The sequence below is a fragment of the Paraburkholderia aspalathi genome (assembly GCF_905220735.1).
Classification (GTDB): Bacteria; Pseudomonadota; Gammaproteobacteria; order Burkholderiales; family Burkholderiaceae; genus Paraburkholderia; species Paraburkholderia aspalathi.
In genome coordinates, this window is the sequence record NZ_CAJNBA010000001.1 from 2,383,314 (window position 1) to 2,400,351 (window position 17,038).

16 protein-coding genes and 1 riboswitch are annotated in these 17,038 nt (G+C 63.6%); of the genes, 9 read left to right on the top strand and 7 right to left on the bottom strand.

All coding sequences use genetic code 11. From position 1 onward, the window contains the following. Nucleotides 1-3 precede the first annotated feature (3 nt). From cobJ to cobG, 4 genes are read right to left on the bottom strand one after another with little or no spacing between them, the layout of a single operon-like run. Nucleotides 4-1,785: a precorrin-3B C(17)-methyltransferase gene (gene cobJ / locus KHO30_RS10550; protein WP_211700832.1), complete on the bottom strand. Its 1,782-nt coding sequence runs from the start codon at nucleotides 1,783-1,785 to the stop codon at nucleotides 4-6. After that, the gene (locus tag KHO30_RS10555) at nucleotides 1,782-2,513 is read right to left on the bottom strand and encodes a precorrin-2 C(20)-methyltransferase (RefSeq protein ID WP_093644341.1); all 732 of its coding nucleotides are present in this window, start codon (nucleotides 2,511-2,513) and stop codon (nucleotides 1,782-1,784) included. Before KHO30_RS10555 ends, cobJ begins: the two co-directional genes overlap by 4 nt. Then, nucleotides 2,514-3,140, bottom strand: coding sequence for a precorrin-8X methylmutase (locus tag KHO30_RS10560; RefSeq protein WP_211700834.1), 627 nt, complete (start codon nucleotides 3,138-3,140; stop codon nucleotides 2,514-2,516). Then, nucleotides 3,133-4,644 (bottom strand): precorrin-3B synthase, encoded by a 1,512-nt coding sequence (gene cobG / locus KHO30_RS10565; RefSeq protein ID WP_211700836.1) that lies wholly within the window; start codon nucleotides 4,642-4,644, stop codon nucleotides 3,133-3,135. The genes KHO30_RS10560 and cobG overlap by 8 nt, the downstream gene beginning before the upstream one ends. An 84-nt stretch (nucleotides 4,645-4,728) precedes the next feature. Beyond that, a riboswitch (cobalamin riboswitch) is annotated at nucleotides 4,729-4,907 on the bottom strand. An 84-nt stretch (nucleotides 4,908-4,991) separates the two neighbouring features. Between cobG and cbiE the strand changes: the two genes are divergently transcribed. The 4 genes from cbiE to cobM are packed head-to-tail and all read left to right on the top strand — an operon-like array spanning nucleotide 4,992 to nucleotide 8,844. After that, a complete protein-coding gene (gene cbiE, locus KHO30_RS10570; RefSeq protein WP_211700838.1) occupies nucleotides 4,992-6,257 on the top strand; it encodes a precorrin-6y C5,15-methyltransferase (decarboxylating) subunit CbiE in 1,266 nt (421 codons plus the stop codon). After that, nucleotides 6,257-7,345 (top strand): cobalt-precorrin-5B (C(1))-methyltransferase, encoded by a 1,089-nt coding sequence (locus tag KHO30_RS10575; protein WP_211701017.1) that lies wholly within the window; start codon nucleotides 6,257-6,259, stop codon nucleotides 7,343-7,345. Before cbiE ends, KHO30_RS10575 begins: the two co-directional genes overlap by 1 nt. Then, on the top strand, nucleotides 7,342-8,064 hold the full coding sequence (locus KHO30_RS10580; RefSeq protein WP_211700847.1) for a cobalt-precorrin-6A reductase: 723 nt from the start codon (nucleotides 7,342-7,344) through the stop codon (nucleotides 8,062-8,064). The genes KHO30_RS10575 and KHO30_RS10580 overlap by 4 nt, the downstream gene beginning before the upstream one ends. Nucleotides 8,065-8,115: 51 nt before the next feature. Next, the gene (cobM, locus tag KHO30_RS10585) at nucleotides 8,116-8,844 is read left to right on the top strand and encodes a precorrin-4 C(11)-methyltransferase (protein WP_093644333.1); all 729 of its coding nucleotides are present in this window, start codon (nucleotides 8,116-8,118) and stop codon (nucleotides 8,842-8,844) included. Nucleotides 8,845-8,872: 28 nt separating this feature from the next. On the opposite strand, the gene KHO30_RS10590 is transcribed toward cobM, so the two are convergent. Both KHO30_RS10590 and speB read right to left on the bottom strand, forming a co-directional pair. Beyond that, on the bottom strand, nucleotides 8,873-9,988 hold the full coding sequence (locus tag KHO30_RS10590; protein WP_408286127.1) for a polyamine ABC transporter substrate-binding protein: 1,116 nt from the start codon (nucleotides 9,986-9,988) through the stop codon (nucleotides 8,873-8,875). A 40-nt stretch (nucleotides 9,989-10,028) separates the two neighbouring features. Continuing rightward, nucleotides 10,029-11,015, bottom strand: coding sequence for an agmatinase (gene speB / locus KHO30_RS10595; RefSeq protein ID WP_244863979.1), 987 nt, complete (start codon nucleotides 11,013-11,015; stop codon nucleotides 10,029-10,031). A gap of 184 nt (nucleotides 11,016-11,199) precedes the next feature. Here speB and KHO30_RS10600 point away from each other — a divergent pair, with 184 nt between their 5' ends. From KHO30_RS10600 to KHO30_RS10610, 3 genes are all read left to right on the top strand, one after another. After that, the gene (locus KHO30_RS10600) at nucleotides 11,200-12,087 is read left to right on the top strand and encodes a LysR substrate-binding domain-containing protein (protein WP_211700849.1); all 888 of its coding nucleotides are present in this window, start codon (nucleotides 11,200-11,202) and stop codon (nucleotides 12,085-12,087) included. An 82-nt stretch (nucleotides 12,088-12,169) separates the two neighbouring features. Further along, complete coding sequence (locus KHO30_RS10605; protein ID WP_425312884.1) at nucleotides 12,170-13,066, top strand: AraC family transcriptional regulator; 897 nt, start codon at nucleotides 12,170-12,172, stop codon at nucleotides 13,064-13,066. Between the two features lie 2 nt (nucleotides 13,067-13,068). After that, entirely contained in the window at nucleotides 13,069-14,193 is a 1,125-nt protein-coding gene (locus KHO30_RS10610) for an alpha/beta hydrolase family protein (protein ID WP_211700851.1), read from the top strand. Nucleotides 14,194-14,199: 6 nt separating this feature from the next. Here the strand turns inward: KHO30_RS10610 and KHO30_RS10615 are convergent, their stop codons facing one another. Beyond that, nucleotides 14,200-15,693 (bottom strand): MDR family MFS transporter, encoded by a 1,494-nt coding sequence (locus KHO30_RS10615; RefSeq protein ID WP_211700853.1) that lies wholly within the window; start codon nucleotides 15,691-15,693, stop codon nucleotides 14,200-14,202. A 236-nt stretch (nucleotides 15,694-15,929) separates the two neighbouring features. Between KHO30_RS10615 and KHO30_RS10620 the strand changes: the two genes are divergently transcribed. Both KHO30_RS10620 and KHO30_RS10625 read left to right on the top strand, forming a co-directional pair. After that, nucleotides 15,930-16,190 carry a DUF1488 family protein gene (locus KHO30_RS10620; protein ID WP_054035399.1) on the top strand — a complete coding sequence of 87 codons (261 nt, stop codon included), beginning with the start codon at nucleotides 15,930-15,932 and terminating at the stop codon, nucleotides 16,188-16,190. Between the two features lie 192 nt (nucleotides 16,191-16,382). Then, on the top strand, nucleotides 16,383-16,886 hold the full coding sequence (locus KHO30_RS10625; protein WP_234486592.1) for a lipocalin-like domain-containing protein: 504 nt from the start codon (nucleotides 16,383-16,385) through the stop codon (nucleotides 16,884-16,886). Nucleotides 16,887-17,038 lie beyond the last annotated feature (152 nt).

Genomic DNA, 17,038 nt, shown 5'->3' on the forward strand with positions numbered 1-17,038 from the left:
TGCTCACTGATACCACCGCGGCGTGTAAACCCATTCATCGCCATCGATACCGTTAGCAAACGCGCGTGTCGTCGACGACCCGACGATCACCATCGTGCGCATGTCCACATCGGAGGAACGCAGTTCACCGAGCGTGATCGTGCGCAGTGTGCTACCCGGTCTGCCGATATCGCGGCCGAGCACGACTTTCGTCGCGGCAGTGCGATATTTCCGCACGATATCCAGCGCTTTATCCAACTGCCACGGGCGTGCGCGAGAGATCGGGTTATAGAACGCCATCACCAGATCTGCTTCGGCCGTATGCCGAAGGCGTTTTTCGATGATGCTCCACGGTTTCAGATTGTCGGACAGCGACAGCATGCAGAAGTCATGGCCCAACGGCGCGCCCGCTTGCGCTGCGGTTGCCATCGCAGCTGATACCCCCGGCACGATGGCGAGTTGGACCGCCCGCCAGTCGGCGTTCGTCGAAGCGCCTTCTTCGAGCGCTTCAAGCACCGCAGCCGCCATTGCAAACACGCCAGGGTCGCCCGAGGACACCATCACGACTGACCGTCCAGTGCTCGCAAGTTCGAAGGCGTGGCGCGCCCGCTGCATCTCTTCGCGATTGTCCGTGCCGTGTACGCGCTGGTCGGCACGCAAGGGGCCGGCCATTTTCACGTAGGTTTCGTAGCCGAGAATATCGGTGGCTTCGTTCAGCGCCGTTCGGGCGGCAGGCACCATCAGCTCCGCGTTGCCGGGGCCGAGGCCGATCACGGTCAAGCGGCCGCGCGTACGGCCAATTGTGTCCGGGTCGATTGCCAGCGCTGCTAGCGCGAGCGCGACCCCTGCGTCCGCGTCGTCATGCAAGGTTTGATAAGGGACGCGCAGCGCGGCATGCAGCAAATTGCTCGGCGGCTCACCGTCCTCCGGACCCGCCTGGGCAAAACGCAGCGGCACGTTCAGGCTCGCTGCGGCATCGGCGAGCGCGGGGTTCGCCATGTGTTCGGAAGGAGTCAGCAATGCTGCGAGCGAAAGCGGTGCAAGACCGTGCGCGTTCAATGCCTCATGTACGAGCGCGGCGATTCGCTCGCCGGAAGCAGGCAACGTGTCAGCAGTGGAATTTGCGCCCGGGTCCGTATCCGTATTGGAATGCCCACCGGCACTCGGAACCGCCACTGCCGCCACGACACTCCGCGGATGAATCACCAACTCATCATCGCGCCCATCCCACGCACGCGGCGTCACGCGGATCGCGAGACGTGCCGATTCCGAGCGCGGCAATTGCGCGTCATCGAGCCACGGCGCTTCACCTTCGATGCGTGTGCGTTCACCTGCCAGCAGATCCGACACGAAGCGCTTACCTTGCGCTATATCGGCAAGCGCATAGCCCTCAGGCGGATTGAGCACACACGTGCCGAAGCGCAATTCGCCACTCGTTGTGATCGCTGGCGACACGTTCAACGCAGCCGCAATCTCGCGAGCCATCACGTTGACGCCGGCAAGGCCGCCGAGTAAGGGCACGACCGCACTGCCGTCTTCTGCAACGGCCAGCACCGGAGGCTCGACGCCTTTATTCGACAGCAAGGGCGCCACGCAACGGATCACGATCCCGGCAGCGCACAGCGCGATGATTGGCGTACCGCGCGCATACAGATCACACAGATGCGCGCGGAGCTCCGTGTATGAGACGTCAGCCTCGACTCGCCCCTGCAAGGCATGAACCTCGCAGCCTGCATACAGCATCTGGATACGCCGCGCGGTCTCCAACGCGCCCGCACCGAGAATCACGATCGCGGGGGACGTCATCCTTGCCATTTTTCCCCCGGCACCACGAGTAGCGAAAAATACGGCGAGGCCATCGGATCGACTTCGTCGAGCGGCACGATGCGCTGATTGCCCATGGTCGCGCGTTCGACGTAAAGCGCACGATGCGCGAGCCCCAGTTCGCCGAGCACGCGCCGCACCTTATCGAAATTGCGGCCCAGTTTCATAATGACGGCTGCGTCCGCATCGGCCAGACGTCGGCGCAATTCGTCTTCGGGCAACACGCCGGAGAGCACCGACAGACTCTGATTGCGATACACCAGCGGCGAGCCAAGTACCGCTGCGCCACCGAGCATCGAGCACACGCCGGGTACGACTTCAGCCTCGAACCGGGCTGCGAGACGGTCGTGCAAATACATATACGAGCCGTAGAAAAACGGATCGCCTTCGCAAATCACCGCGACATCGCGGCCCGCGTCGAGATGGCCGGCGACGACCTCTGCAGCGGTGTCGTAGAAGTCGGCGATGATCGCTTCATACGAAAGCGGCGGTTCGAGCGCTTCGGTCGTGACAGGATAGACGAGCGGCAGATGCTGTTGAGCGTCATGCAAATGCGCCTCGATGATGCTGAAGGCGTTGCCCTTCTTACCCTTCGCGACGAAATACGCGACCACGGGTGCCGCTTTCAGCAAACGCAGCGCTTTCAGCGTGATGAGTTCCGGGTCGCCGGGGCCGACGCCGAGTCCGAATAAACGTCCTTGCACGGTCATTTACTCGACCTCCGTCGCGAGCGCGTTCACAGCAGCGGCGGCCATCGCGCTGCCGCCGCGTCGTCCGTGAACCACGACGAAGGGCACGCCGCGGCTGTCTTCGGCCAGCATCGCTTTCGATTCGGCCGCGCCGACGAAACCGACCGGAAAGCCTAGGATCAGCGCGGGCTTTGGCGCACCGGCATCGAGCATATCGAGCAGATGAAAGAGGGCGGTCGGCGCATTGCCGATCACGACGACGCTGCCGGCCAGCTGCGGCCGCCACAATTCGAGCGCGGCCGCCGAGCGCGTATTGCCGAGTTCGCGCGCGAGCGCAGGCACGTCCTGATGCGTCAGCGTGCAGATCACGTCGTTGTTGACGGGAAGTCGTGCGCGCGTGATGCCTTGCGCCACCATGCCGGCATCACACAGAATCGGCGCGCCTTGCGCGAGCGCCGTACGGCCCGCGGCGCCTGCGCCTTCGGAAAACTGAAGATCTTCAACGACGTCGATCATGCCGCAGGCGTGGATCACGCGCACCGCGAGTTTCTCGAGGTCGGCAGGGATACGCGATAAGTCGGCCTCCGCACGTATCGTCGCGAAGGATTGGCGATAGATCTCCTGACCGTCGCGAATGTAATCAAGCATCTGAGGGGCTCCGGGCCGGGTGTGCCAATGGGTCGAGCATATCGGCGGCCTGTTCGATCGTGAGTTGGTGCGCGACGCACGAGCCGAAACCCGGCTGGCCGTCGCGGCGATAAAGGTCGTAGATGCCGGGCGCTGCGGCCAGCAGCGTGTAAGGCGCGCAATGTGCGGCGGCGCATGAGCGCGGACAGCCGCTCAGATGGACATCGACGCCGTCAGGTAAGCGATCTGCTAGAAGTAACGCGTCGGCTTTGGTGTCAGAGAGGCTTTTTGCGCAGCCTGTGGAACCGGCGCAGGCGATCAAACGCGCCATAGGCTGCGCGGGATCGCAGGCGAGGCCTAGCGCGTTCATTTCAGCGAGCACGGTGGGCGCGGCATCGGCTGCGATATCGGGCAGCAATACGCTTTGCCAGGGCGTCATGCGCAGCGTGCCGTTGCCTTGCTGTTGCGAGAGCGTGGCGAGGCCGCGCAAGGTCGTGGCGTCGAGGCGTCCGAGCGGCGGTTGGCCGCCTACGTGCAGCATTCCCACAACTCGCTGTGCGTGCGCGCCGAGTCGCAAAGTGGCATCGGCAGGTGTGGGGCGTTGCCAGTTTGCAAGCGATGTGTCGCGTGACAGCCGGAAATCGACGTACGTTTGAGCGTGCTGCAATACGGCGTCGATGGAATGCGCGGCGAGCAGGTGACGCATGCGCGTGTCATCTGGAGCGGCCAGATCGAGGAACGTGTGCAGCAGCGCGCAGACGAGGTCTGTGACTTGCGAAGGCAGCACGGCGGCGAGAGCGCCGGCGTAGTTCGGACGAGAATGGTCAACGGCGCTATGCGCGATGTGTTGGAAGGCATCGGAGTTCGCCGCAGCTGACGGGCAACCCGCCAATCCGAACACAAATCGCACACCGTCTTCGGCCTGCGTCGCCGCGAGCCAGACATCATGCGGATGATCCAGTCTGGCAAGACGCTCACCACCATCGAGCAGAAGCGCGAATTTCGGCGATAGCGCCGCGAAACGCGCTTCGGATTGCAGCAAGGTGAGCAGTTCAACGCAAAGCGGCCTTGTATCGAACAGCGCAAACGGATCGCGTCCGGCAGTCGGGCTCACCATCACATTGCGAACATCGTCCGCAGCGGACGCCGAAATTGAGCCAGGAGTTTGTTGTGAGCTCGTGAGCAGCAAGCTGACAGCATCCGCTGCACCGCCCGTCGGAATCGGCCCAAGCCCCGCCTCGACCAGCGCCGCGATCAACGCCGCCTCATGCCCGCTTCGCACACCACGCACCTGCAGATTCGCGCGATTGGTCAGCTCGACCACGCCCGCCCCATACCGCTCGCTGACATCAGCAATCACCGCAGCCTGCGCCGCACTCAACTCGCCTCCGGGCAATTTAATCCGGCAAATCCCCCCATCACGCGCCGCGACGATGCGCAGCAGCCCCGGACACGCCGAGGGCCGCAGCACGAGAGCCGCGTCGGACAAAGCAGTGGAGGGCGAAGCTTGATTCAAGACGGACACCGGGTTGAGCGTCGCGCGACGGCCCGAGCAAGCCGCAAAGCGGCCGTTGCTACGGCATCGGTACACCCCGCCCGATGTAGGCTGGCACGAACAGTCTGGCCGGCAGGTCTCCTGGCTCGCAGGTCATGGTCCGCCGCGGCCTTCCCGGTCGAACCAGTGGCGCGGAGCGCAGGCGGACTCGCTGCATACAGTTGCGGGGGCAGCCACAGCGACACTGTGTTCCCTCTTCGGCCCCGAAGGGCACCGGCGGCTGTATTATGCCTTTTTTCGAACAGCACAACGAGGCTGGACGCTTTGATCGGCGTGGCACAGCGCATTATTTGAAGATACAGAAAGAGGATGGATGCATGCCGGCGTGGCTGACCGTGGTGGGCATAGGCGATGACGGCTTCGCCGGCTTGGGGAAGCCCGCGCGGCGTGCTTTGCTGGAAGCGTCGGTGGTTTATGGCGGCGAACGGCATCTGGCGATGCTGCCCGCGCGCCTCGCCGCGCGCCGCGCGGCATGGCCGAAGCCGTTCGATCTCGCGCCTTTGCTGGCGGAGCGTACAGGGCCCGTGTGTGTGCTGGCGAGCGGGGATCCGATGCTGTTCGGCGTCGGCGCGACTCTCGCGCGGCAGTTGCCAGCGGGTGATTTGCGGGTGCTGCCTGCGCCGTCGTCGTTGTCGCTGGCGGCCGCGCGGCTTGGCTGGCCGCTGCAGGACGTCGCCACGGTTTCGCTGGTGGGACGGCCGTTGCCGACGCTGAATGCTCATCTGCACGACGGCGCGCGCGTCTTCGTGCTGAGTGCCGACGGGCGCACGCCTGCAACGCTGGCCGAACTGCTGAATGCACGCGGTTTCGGCGCGACGCGGATGACCGTGCTGGAACATCTGGGCGGTGATCTGGAGCGGTGCATAGATGGCCGCGCGGACCAGTGGCCCGCAGGGGAAGTGGCGGCGCTGAACTTGATCGCGCTTGAATGCCGCGCAACGGAAGGCGCCCCGCGTCTGCCGCTGACGGTCGGTTTGCCCGACGATGCCTTTCGCCACGACGGTCAGTTGACCAAACGCGACGTTCGCGCGATCACACTGGCGCGCCTCGCGCCGACGCCCGGCGAATTGCTATGGGACGTGGGCGCGGGCAGCGGCTCGATCGGCATCGAATGGATGCGCGCACACCCGACTTGCCGCGCGATCGCGATCGAAGGGCACGCGGAGCGGCAGCGCTTCATCGAACACAATCGCGATGCGTTGGGCGTGCCGGGTTTGCAACTGGTGGCCGGCCGCGCGCCTGATGCGCTGGAGGGATTGGCTGTGCCGGATGCCGTGTTCATCGGCGGTGGGGTGACGGTGCCGGGCGTGCTCGACGCCTGCTGGGCGCGTCTGCGCGACGGCGGACGTCTGGTGGCCAATGCCGTGACCTTGCAAGGCGAGGCAGCGCTGGCGGCGTGGCGTGAGCAACACGGCGGCACGTTGACTCGCATCGCGCTGGCTGACGCGCAGCCGCTCGGCGGCTTCGATACGTGGCGCCAGGCGTTGCCGATTACGCTGCTGGAGGTGACGAAGCTGGCCAGCAGCGCGAGCGCCACATGCAGCACGTCCACCGGTTCAACCGACTCACCATTCCATCCGTAATGCGCGAAGAAACGCCCGAACAACCCGCGCCGCTGCGTAGCGGCTACACGACCGGCAGTTGCGCCACCGCGACGTCGCTCGCGGCCGCGCGTCTATTGCTCGCGGGTATCGTCAGCGAGGTCGCGGAGATCGTGTTGCCGAAGGGCCAGCTCGTGCCGATGCCACTGGTGTTCTGCCGCCTGACCGCCGATGGCGCGGAAGCCGGCACAGTAAAAGACGCAGGCGACGACCCCGACGTGACACACGGCGCTATCGTATTCGCCCGCGTGCGCTTGCTTGCCGAACCGGGCGTGATCTTCCGCGCGGGGCCAGGCGTTGGCACGGTGACACGCGCCGGCCTCACGCTGCCAGTCGGCGAACCGGCGATCAATCCCGTCCCGCGCAAGATGATGACCGAGCATCTGACCGAACTCGCCGCGGAACATGGATACACTGGCGGCTTCGAAGTGACGATCGGCGTCGAAGGCGGCGAAGCACTCGCACTGAAAACGATGAACCCGCGCCTCGGCATTCTCGGCGGCCTGTCGATTCTCGGCACCACCGGCATCGTGCGGCCGTTTTCGTGCTCGGCCTATATCGCCTCGATTCATCAGGGCATCGACGTCGCGCGTGCGAACGGTTACCTGCATCTCGCGGCCTGCACCGGCAACGCAAGTGAAGACGCGATGCGCGCGCATTACGGTCTGCCGGACATCGCACTGATCGAAATGGGCGACTTCGTCGGCGCGGTGCTCAAGCATATGAAGCGCGCGCCGGTCGAGCGCCTGAGCGTGTGCGGCGGCTTCGGCAAACTCAGCAAACTGGCAGCCGGACACCTCGATCTGCATAGCCGGAATTCGAGCATCGATCTGGAACGGCTCGCAACATGGGCCGCCGAGTATGGCGCCGATGATGCATTGCAGACGGCCATCCTCGCCGCCAATACGAGCCAACAGGCGGTCGCATTGGCGCACGCGCAGCACGTACCACTCGGCAACATTGTCTGCCAGCATGCGCTCGCCGTAGCGCGCGATATCGTGCCGCCGCAGGTCGCGGTCGAAATGTTCGCGATCGATCGCCAGGGCAATCTGATCGGAGTCGCGCAATGATGCGAGTCCTGCTGCTCGGCGGCACAGGCGACGCTTTGCGGATCGCCAGACAACTTGGCCCTGAACATGTGTACAGTCTCGCGGGTCTAGGCAAGGTGCCGGAGGATCTGTCATGCGAGGTGCGCGTGGGCGGCTTCGGCGGCAGCGAAGGCATGGCGCGCTATATCGAGGATCAACGCATTAGCCTCGTAATCGACGCGACACATCCATACGCCGCGCAGATCAGCGCAAATGCCGCGAAAGCGAGCAGTGCGGCGCGCGTACCGTGCTGGGCGCTGCGTCGCGCGGGCTGGCAGCCGCAAGCCCGCGATGATTGGCGCATGGTCGACGATTGGACGGAACTCACGGCCGCGCTAGCCTCATTCCATCGCCCGCTGTTCACACTTGGCCGCGAACCGCTCGCGCATCTCGACGAAATCCCGCAGCACCAGTTCTGGACAATACGCTGCCTCGACGCAAACGAATCTAATCCACGTGCGCGAATTCTGGCGACACGCGGCCCGTTTACGCTCGAAGGCGAGCGAGCGTTGTTCAGCGCGGAAGCATTCGATGTCGTCGTCAGCAAAAACAGCGGCGGCAGCGCCACCGAAGCGAAACTCGAAGTCGCGCGCGAACGGAGCCTGCCGGTGGTCATGCTGCGGCGTCCTGCATTGCCTGCAGTCGATCGCGAGTTTGCAAACGTGGCCGACTTGCTGGAAGCATTGCAAGTCTCAGGTTAAGTGGCGCATGTCATGCATGACATGCCGGCCAAACGAATCATGGAGTAGTGAATGACGGTGTTTTTCATCGGCGCGGGTCCCGGCGACCCGGAACTGATCACGGTGAAAGGGCAACGCCTTGTGCGCACCTGCCCGGTGATCCTGTATGCCGGCTCGCTGGTGCCGGCCGCTGTGCTCGAGGGGCATAGCGCGGAGCAGGTCGTGAACACCGCCGAGCTCGACCTCGATCAGATCGTCGCCTTACTCAAGGCCGCACACGACAAAGGCCAGGACGTGGCGCGCGTGCATTCCGGCGACCCGTCCTTGTACGGCGCGATCGGCGAGCAGATTCGCAGACTTCGTGAGCTCGACATTCCCTACGAGATCGTGCCCGGCGTCACAGCAACCGCGGCATGCGCAGCAACACTCGGTTGCGAACTCACCTTGCCCAATATTTCGCAGACGCTGATCCTCACGCGCTTCGCAAGCAAAACGACCATGCCGGAAGGCGAGCAACTCGCCGATCTCGCGAGACATCGCGCGACGATGGCGATTCACCTCGGCGTGCGCCATCTCGCGCGCATCGTCGATGAACTACGGCCGCACTACGGCGGCGCGTGCCCGATCGCAGTGATCTATCGCGCCAGCTGGCCGGATGAAGAAAAAATCACCGGCACGCTCGACGATATCGTCGGCAAAGTGCAGTCCACCAACATTGAGCGGACTGCACTGATCCTGGTGGGACAAGTGCTGGCGGCAGAAGGATTCGCGGAGTCGACGTTGTACGCGAAAGGCGGCTGACCCGCCCACCGTCGATTCAGCCGATTCCTTATCCCCCTGACTTCAACTGTGCCCAGAGCCTGCTTTCCAGACGTTTGATCTGGGCGGGCAGGGGCTTGAGCAGAAACAGCGTTTTCAGCACGGATTCAGGCGGGTACACGGTCGGATCGTTGAGAATTTCCGGCCGAACGAATTTGCGCGCGGCGGCGTCCGCATTCGGATAGAACACCTCGTTGGTGATCCCGGCATGAACCTCCGGGCGCTCGATGTAGTTGATCCAGTTGAGCGCCGCTTCCGGATGCGGCGCATCTTTGGGGATCGCCATCATGTCGAACCAGATCGGCGCACCGCCTTGAGGAATGAAGTATTTGACCTCGTAACTCTTGCCGGCTTCGCGCGCGCGATGGCTCGCCATCGACACGTCACCCGACCAGCTCAAAGCAAAACAGATGTCGTCGCCCGCAAGATCGTTGATATAGCTCGTTGCGTTGAACTGCGTGACGTACGGACGGATTTTCTTCAATGCGTCATACGCAGCCTGATAGTCGGCCGGATTCACGCTGCTCGGATCGCGCCCGAGATAGTGCAACGTCACCGCGAAAACATCACTCGGCGCGTCGAGTATGGACACGCCGCAAGTCTTCAGCTTGCTCAGATACTCGGGCTTGAAGAGGATGTCCCAGCTATCGAGCGGCGCATCGTTGCCGAGAATTTTCTTGACCCGTGTAACGTTATAGCCGAGCCCCGTGGTGCCCCATGCCCACGGCACCGCGTACTGATTGCCGGGGTCCGCGTCGGCGACCAGCTTGAGCAGATTGTGGTCGAGGTTCACCAGGTTCGGCAGCTTCGATTTGTCGAGTTTCTGGTAGATGCCGGCTTCGATCTGCTTGGCGAGAAAGTTCGAGGTCGGCACCACGACGTCGTACCCCGTAGAACCCGTCAGCAGTTTCGCCTGCAAGGTTTCGTCGCCGTCGTAGACATCGTATTGCACATGAATGCCGGACTCTTTCTCGAAGTTTGGCACCGTGTCTTTCGCGATGTAGTCGGCCCAGTTGTACAGATTGAGCTGCTTTTCGTCGGCGTGCGCGGCGGTGCCGAACGCGCAGAACAACAGCGCTGCCAGCAGCGATGCGCTCGGCCTCGGCTTCATGAAGGTGTGGGGCATGGTTGTCGTCCAGAGAGGGTTCAACAGAGCGGTCGCGGCCTTACATACGCTGATGGCGTTGCAGCTTCTGATTGCGCATCAGGCACAGCATGTCGGCGGCAAGATGGGCCGCGGCGAGCGCGGTGACGTCGCTGTGGTCGTAGGGCGGTGACACTTCCACCACGTCCGCGCCGACCAGATTCACTGCGCCCAGTGCGCGAACGATTTCCAACGCCTGTGCCGAGCTCAGGCCGCCTGCCACCGGCGTGCCCGTACCGGGCGCGAAGGCAGGATCGAGACAGTCGATGTCGAACGTGAGGTACGTGGGCGCATCGCCGACAATCGACAGCACTTCGTCGATGGTTGCCTGCGTGCCGTTGCGATGGACCCACGGCGCGTCGAGAATGCGCACGCCCATGAAGTCCTCGTTCCAGGTGCGAATGCCGATCTGCACCGAGCGCGCCGGATCGATCAGCCCTTCACGGATCGCCTTGTAGAACATCGTGCCGTGATTGAGCGAATCGGGGTTGTCGTCCGGCCACGTGTCGCAATGCGCGTCGAAGTGGATCAGGCTCAGCGGCTTGCCGTACTTTTCAGCGTGGGCGACCAGCAACGGGTAAGTGATGTAGTGGTCGCCGCCGAGCGTCAGCATGCGGGCGCCCGTGGCGAGAATCTCGCGGGCGTGGGCGATGATCGCGTCGCGAATGCCGAGCGGGTTGTGGGCGTCGAACCAGCAGTCGCCGTAGTCGACCACGTTTAAATGATCGAACGGGTCGACGCCCCACGGAAACGCGCCCAGTTCGGCCAGTTGCACCGAGGCGGCGCGCATGCCCGCCGGGCCGAAGCGTGTGCCGGGGCGGAAGGTCGTGGCGAGATCGAGCGGAATGCCCGATACGGCGACGTCGACGCCGGTGAGATCGCGCGTGTAGGGCCGGCGCATGAAAGACAGCACGCCGGCGTAGGTGGGCGGATGAGGTTGGCCGGCCGCGTCAATGCCCGCGGCAGGAGCGGTCGAGGCGGGGTGCAAAGCGTTCAGGTTCAAGGTCATACACGTCGATCCGGTCAGTTTCAATGAGTGCTGTCACACAAATATTTCTCATGTCTGCAGAAACGACACGAGGCGTGTGAAGGGCAACTGGCGCTATGATTGCGAGGCAATATTCCGGCGAAAAGCGAAGAATCTTGCTGGAAGTATCGATATTTCTAATACCTTCCCTGACCGTGGCGATCCGATGCGTAGACTTCCCCCTCTGCAGGCCTTGCTCGCTTTCGACGCCGCCGCGCGCCTCGGCAGCTTCACGCGCGCGGCGCAAGAACTCGCGCTGACCCAGTCGGCGATCAGCCATCAGATACAGCAACTCGAGGAGTGGGCCGGGGTGCCGCTGTTCCGGCGGATTGGACGCGGCGTCGAGCTGACGGCGGCCGGTCTGCTATTTGCGCAGACCGTAACGTCTGCCATGACGACCCTCGCGGATGGGCGCGATCGCATCGAGCCCTATGGCAACCCCGATTCCGTGATCATCTATTGCGCGCCGCAGTTCGCGACGGGCTGGATCATGCCGCGCATGCCGGCATTTACGGCGGCCATGCCGAACATCGAGATCTGGCTCGTTACCGGGGACGAGGTCAACGAGATCGATCGTGTCGATGTCGACCTGATCGTTTCCGCGAAGGAGATCCGCACGCCCGAAGTGATCTGCGAGCCTTTGCTCGACGAGGAGGCGGTCGCTATATGCGGACCCGTGACCACGCGCCGTCTGCATTCGACGTCCTTTCCCGAGGTGTTGACGCAGGCGCCTTTGCTGGTGCTCGAGCAGCGTCCGGAGTGGGCTCCGTGGTTGCCTGAGTTGAGGCGCGGTGGTTTGCGCACGCGGCGCGCGATGACGGTCGACGACCCCCGCATCCTTGTGGCGGCAGCCGAGCAGGAAGCGGGCATTGCGATGGTGTCGCGGCTCACCGCCGGGGATGCGTTGACGAGCGGGCGCGTCGAGGTCTTGCCGCAGGTCCCGGGCTTCCCACTCGCGCCGCTCTGGCTGATGCGCTCCGCCCAACCGGCGCGTTCCGCTGCCGTGGACGCGGTTTATGCGTGGATGGTGAGGCTCTGCCGGGACGGTGGTTGAGGCGTGACCCATGCGCGCCGCGCCCGGAAAATTTCGCAAGCTCTGCACCATTTTCCGGCCATGACGCGGCTATCCTAGCGCGATGATGAAGCCCAGCACCGAACGCGATTACCGTCGACGGATTGCCCGCGTAATCGAGGCAATCCTGGTGGAGCCAGGCGCGCCACACACGCTCGAAAGCCTTGCCGCAGTGGCGCATCTCTCGCCCTATCACTTCCATCGCATCTATCGCGCATTGACCGGCGAGAGTGTGGTCGAGACCGTGCAACGGCTGCGGCTCGCCCAGGCCGCGCAACGGCTGACCGATGCCTCTGCTTTGGTCACAACGGTCGCGCACGATGCTGGCTACAACAGTCCGCAAGCTTTTGCGCGCGCGTTTCGTGGTTTCACCGGGGTCACGCCGAGCGAATTCAAGGCGCGGCAGAAACGCCTCGCCGCACCGTCGAAAGCGCGCCGCACAAGCGAGCCATGCGAGGCCGCCGCGACTGAAAGCCAGATGTCGGTTTTGCCGTCGGTCGAACTCGCCGAGATCGCACCGATCGATCTCATGTGCCTTCGCCACGATGGACCCATCGCGACGATCGGGCAGACCTACCGCTCGCTGATGGACATACTGCGCAGCGAAGGGAATTCGACGAAGGGTCAACGCGTCGGCATCTGTATGCACGATCCCGCGCTGAGCGGTCGCTTCCAGTACTACGCCGGCATCGTCGCCACGCCTCCTCGCGTGCCGCGAGCGGTGGAGGGCGAGGCACTCGAGGCGGTGCGCGTGGAGGGCGGCCTGTATGCGGTCCATCGGCTGATCGGTCCATATGCGTTGATCGCGCCGACCTTCCGGGCGCTCTACGGCGGCTGGCTGCCGCAAAGCGGCTATGCGCACGACGACCGTCCGGGCCTTGAGGTGTACCGGAACCTGATGGTTGCCGGTTTGCAGCACGCCTGCGTCACGGACCTGATGATCCCCATTCGCAAGGACTGAACATGTTTCGTCGTTACTGTGCCGCCTTCGCATGCGCGGCGGCGTTGTGGTCGGCGGCGGCCGCCGCGCCGGGAGATCAGGCCGCCTGGCATGTGGGCGAGGCGACGCGTGTCTTTCATCCTGCTGCGGCTCGTCATTGGCGTGGGGCGCAGACGCAGGCGCTGGTGACGAGCATCTGGTATCCCGCTGATCTGACACTCTCGGAAGTCGCGCATGACATTGGCGCGCACGGTCGTCCGTTTTTCCACGGGCATCCCGCTGTCGTGGATGCGCCTGTGTCCATCGCTCGCGCAAAATATCCGCTGCTCGTGCTCTCACACGGCACTGGCGGCACCGCGGACAGTCTCGACTGGCTGGCATCGGCGCTGGCCGCCGCAGGCTATATCGTCGCCGGTACCAACCATCCGGGTAACAACGCAGTCGAGCCGATGACCCGCGACGGCTTCATGCTCTGGTGGGAACGCGCCACGGACGCAAGCGAGGTGCTCGACGGCGTGCTTGCCGATCCGATGCTGGGGCCGCATGTCGACAGGGAGCGGATCGGCGCGGTGGGCTTCTCACTTGGTGGGTATACGGTTCTTGAACTGGCGGGCGCGCGCACCGATTTGGCGGCGTTCGAGCATTTCTGCTCGTCACCGCAGGCCGATGCGATCTGTCATCCGCCGGAAGCGTCCAGAATTCACGAGGACCCCGCCGCGCCTGCCTTGACGTTCGCCACGCTTTCGCCTGAGACGAAGGAGTCGCGAGCGCGCGCCGGCGACTCGTATCGCGACCCGCGCATCAAGGCGGTCTTTGCAATCGCGCCGGCACTGGGCGAGGCATTCGACAGCACCTCGTTCGCGGACGTCAGCGTTCCTGTGTCGCTGCTTGCGGGCGAAGCCGACGTGACCGCACCGGTGGACACCAACATTCACCGCATCGCGGGCTTTATGCCGAAGGCAACCGTCACGACGGTGCCGGGCGCGTCGCACTATACCTTTCTCGATACCTGCTTGCCCGCAGGCGTCGAACACCTTGCGAGCATGTGCATGGACAATCCGGGCGTCGATCGCGATGCGATCCATGCGCAGACGGCCCAACGGGCAATCGATTTTTTCGCCGCCACGTTGCCTGCGGGCGGCGAGTAGCACAGCTCAGTCCTCAAGCGGCGAGAGCGCTTCAAGCGGCACCTGCTTCGCCGGCCCGATGTTGATCGCCGGCACGAAGCCCAGCAGCACGACCACAAAAATCGCAATCGCGAAGATCGAGATGAAGGTCAGGTGCAGCGATTGATGCAACACCATGCGGATCATGTCGCTATCGGCAAGACTCGCTACCTGATTCTGCAGCAGCGCCTTCAACTGATCGGACGTCACCACGGCGACGTCCTTCGAGTGACTGAGTCCGAAGTTGAGCACCGCACCGAACAGCGTCGCGCCGAGCGTGCTGCCGAGATTGCGCGAAAAGAGATTCGATGCGGTGGCGCTGCCGCGCTCTTCCATCTTGACGATCTCCTGAATCAGCACCAGCGAACTGACGCTCGAGGTGCCCATGCCGAAGCCCATGATGAGCGAACCGAACGCCGCGATAAGCGGCGAGCCGCCAGGCTGCAGGAACAGCAACAGCACCGCGCCAATCGGGATGAACGCGCTGCCGCCGATCAGAATGCGCCGCAAGCCGATACGGTGAAATGTCTTCGCCGCGAGTGTCGCGCCTGCGGGCCAGCCCACCATCATCATCGTGAGCGCAAGACCGGCGACCACCGGCGAGCGGTGCAGCACGCCCTGAACATACATCGGCAGGAAGGTGGTGGAGCCCATCAGGATCATGCCGGACAGCACGGTTGCTGCATTGCACGCGGCAATCGGCCGACGGCTCCAGAGCGCGAACGAGATCATCGGCTCGGTTGCGCGGCGTTCCTGGAACACGAAGAACAGCAGGCACAGCATGAACGCGCCACCTGCGAGCGATGCTTTGCCGATGTCGTCGTCGCCAGCATAGGTCAGCGCCATCATCAGTGCAGCGATCGCCGCCATGAATAGCGCCGCGCCCGCGAAGTCGATCGACGGACGCGCATGCCGTTCCGATTCGCGCAGGAACGCGATGAAGCCGGCTGCCGAGGCAAGTCCGATCGGCACGTTCATCCAGAAGATCCACGCCCACGACATGTTGTGAATGATGAAGCCGCCCACCATCGGGCCGACCACTGCTGAAATGGCCCACACGCTGGCGAGATAGCCTTGCACCTTGCCGCGTTCGCGCGCCGGATAGAGATCGGCGACGACGGTCAGCGTGACCGGCTGGATCGCGCCCGCGCCGACACCCTGAATCAGGCGGAACACGATCATGGCGGGCATAGACCAGGCGAAGCCGGCCAGTACCGAGCCAAGCAGAAAGATGGCGATGCCGGCGAGTATGACCGGCTTGCGCCCATAGAGATCGGCAAGCTTGCCGAACACCACGGTCATCGCCGTTTGCGTCAGCAGGAACGACGAAAAGACCCAGCTATACAGATGCAGATCGCCGAGTTGGGCGACGATCTGCGGCATGGCGGTGGAAACGATGGTGGCTTCGATGGCGACCATCGCCATTGATGCCATGACTGCGGCAATGACTAAGGGACGCGACGATTGCGGGCTGCGGGACATGGGGCGGGTAGTATTAGGATGTTGGAAGCGTCTGACGGCTTGAAAGGGAGCACGCACGCCGCGACGCAAAAGCGCGGCCGCACGAAGGCGGCCGATGTCGAGTATGCACCTTGCGGAGAATGTGTGCTGAGCGCCCAGCAATGGCCAGGCTCAAGCGGCTTTGATTCGGCTTCAAAGCATCAGCCTGGCACAGCCTTTGCGCGCTCATCGCTACTTTCGCTAAATGGAGGGTCATTATGAGGATCGAATTCACCGGACGCCGTGAAGTGGTGGCAGCGGCGCGCGTAGCCTTCGAAGCTAATGTCGATGGGGCTGACGTCTGGTGCAGCGTGTCGCTGGATGCGCTGAACGACCATTTCGGCAACGAGGGTCCGTCGGCCCACAATCTGGTCGGTACCTTCGAGGCCAATCGCGCGCGGATTGAAAATGCTACGCGGCGAGTCCTCGAGAAAAACGGGGGACGATCCGTGGAGCTCGAAACCGGGGATTTCAACTGAGGTCTCAACGTTCCGGGCCTTGACTTGGAAGGGCGGTCCGGTATCTATTCGCCGGGCCTGCTCCGATAGCTTTTCACTCGCAAACCACCTACGCTTCAAAGCACTCGAGCCCTCGAGCCCAATCCGCACTAGCGAAGCGCGATGGATTCGTCTGACCTCACGTCTCACGTCCTCGCGCGCGTGGAGAGCGTCATGAAACCAATGCCCAAAGTCTTCGCCGCCATCGTGGTCGCGTTCGCGGTATGGTGCGCGCCCGTGCGAAGCGCTTTTGCTCAAACCGCGGACAGCCTCGTGGGGTCGTGGTCGCTCGTTTCGCTGACGGTGGCGAAGAGCGGCAACGAAGTGGAATTGCTCGGTCCGCATCCGCAGGGGCAACTCATCTTCGGCAATGACGGGCGCTACGTGCTGCTCGTGCTGAGTTCCGATCTGCCGAAGTTCACTTCTGGGGAAAGGCAGCAAGGCACGGCGGAAGAAAACGCGAAGATCGCTCGCGGCAGTGTCGCGCATTTCGGCACGTATACCGTGGACCCCGCGGCGCGGATTATCGTCTTTCACATTCAAAAGAGTTCGTTTCCGAATTGGGACGCGGATGTTCAGCGCCGCCCATTTACGCTCGACGGTGACCGGCTGACGTACATCACGCCCGGCGCCTTCGGCTATGGATCGTCGAAAGTCGTGTGGCAACGAATCAAATAGCGTGCTTCGCCTGTAATCACAGGGATAATCTGAACTGCCCGGTGCGCATGAGCGATGCCATCGAGTTCCGACACGATCAATTGCAACGCCGTCAAGTACGTGAACGTGAGCTTCGGCTTTTTTATGTGCTGCGGTATAGTCGCGCCAACCGA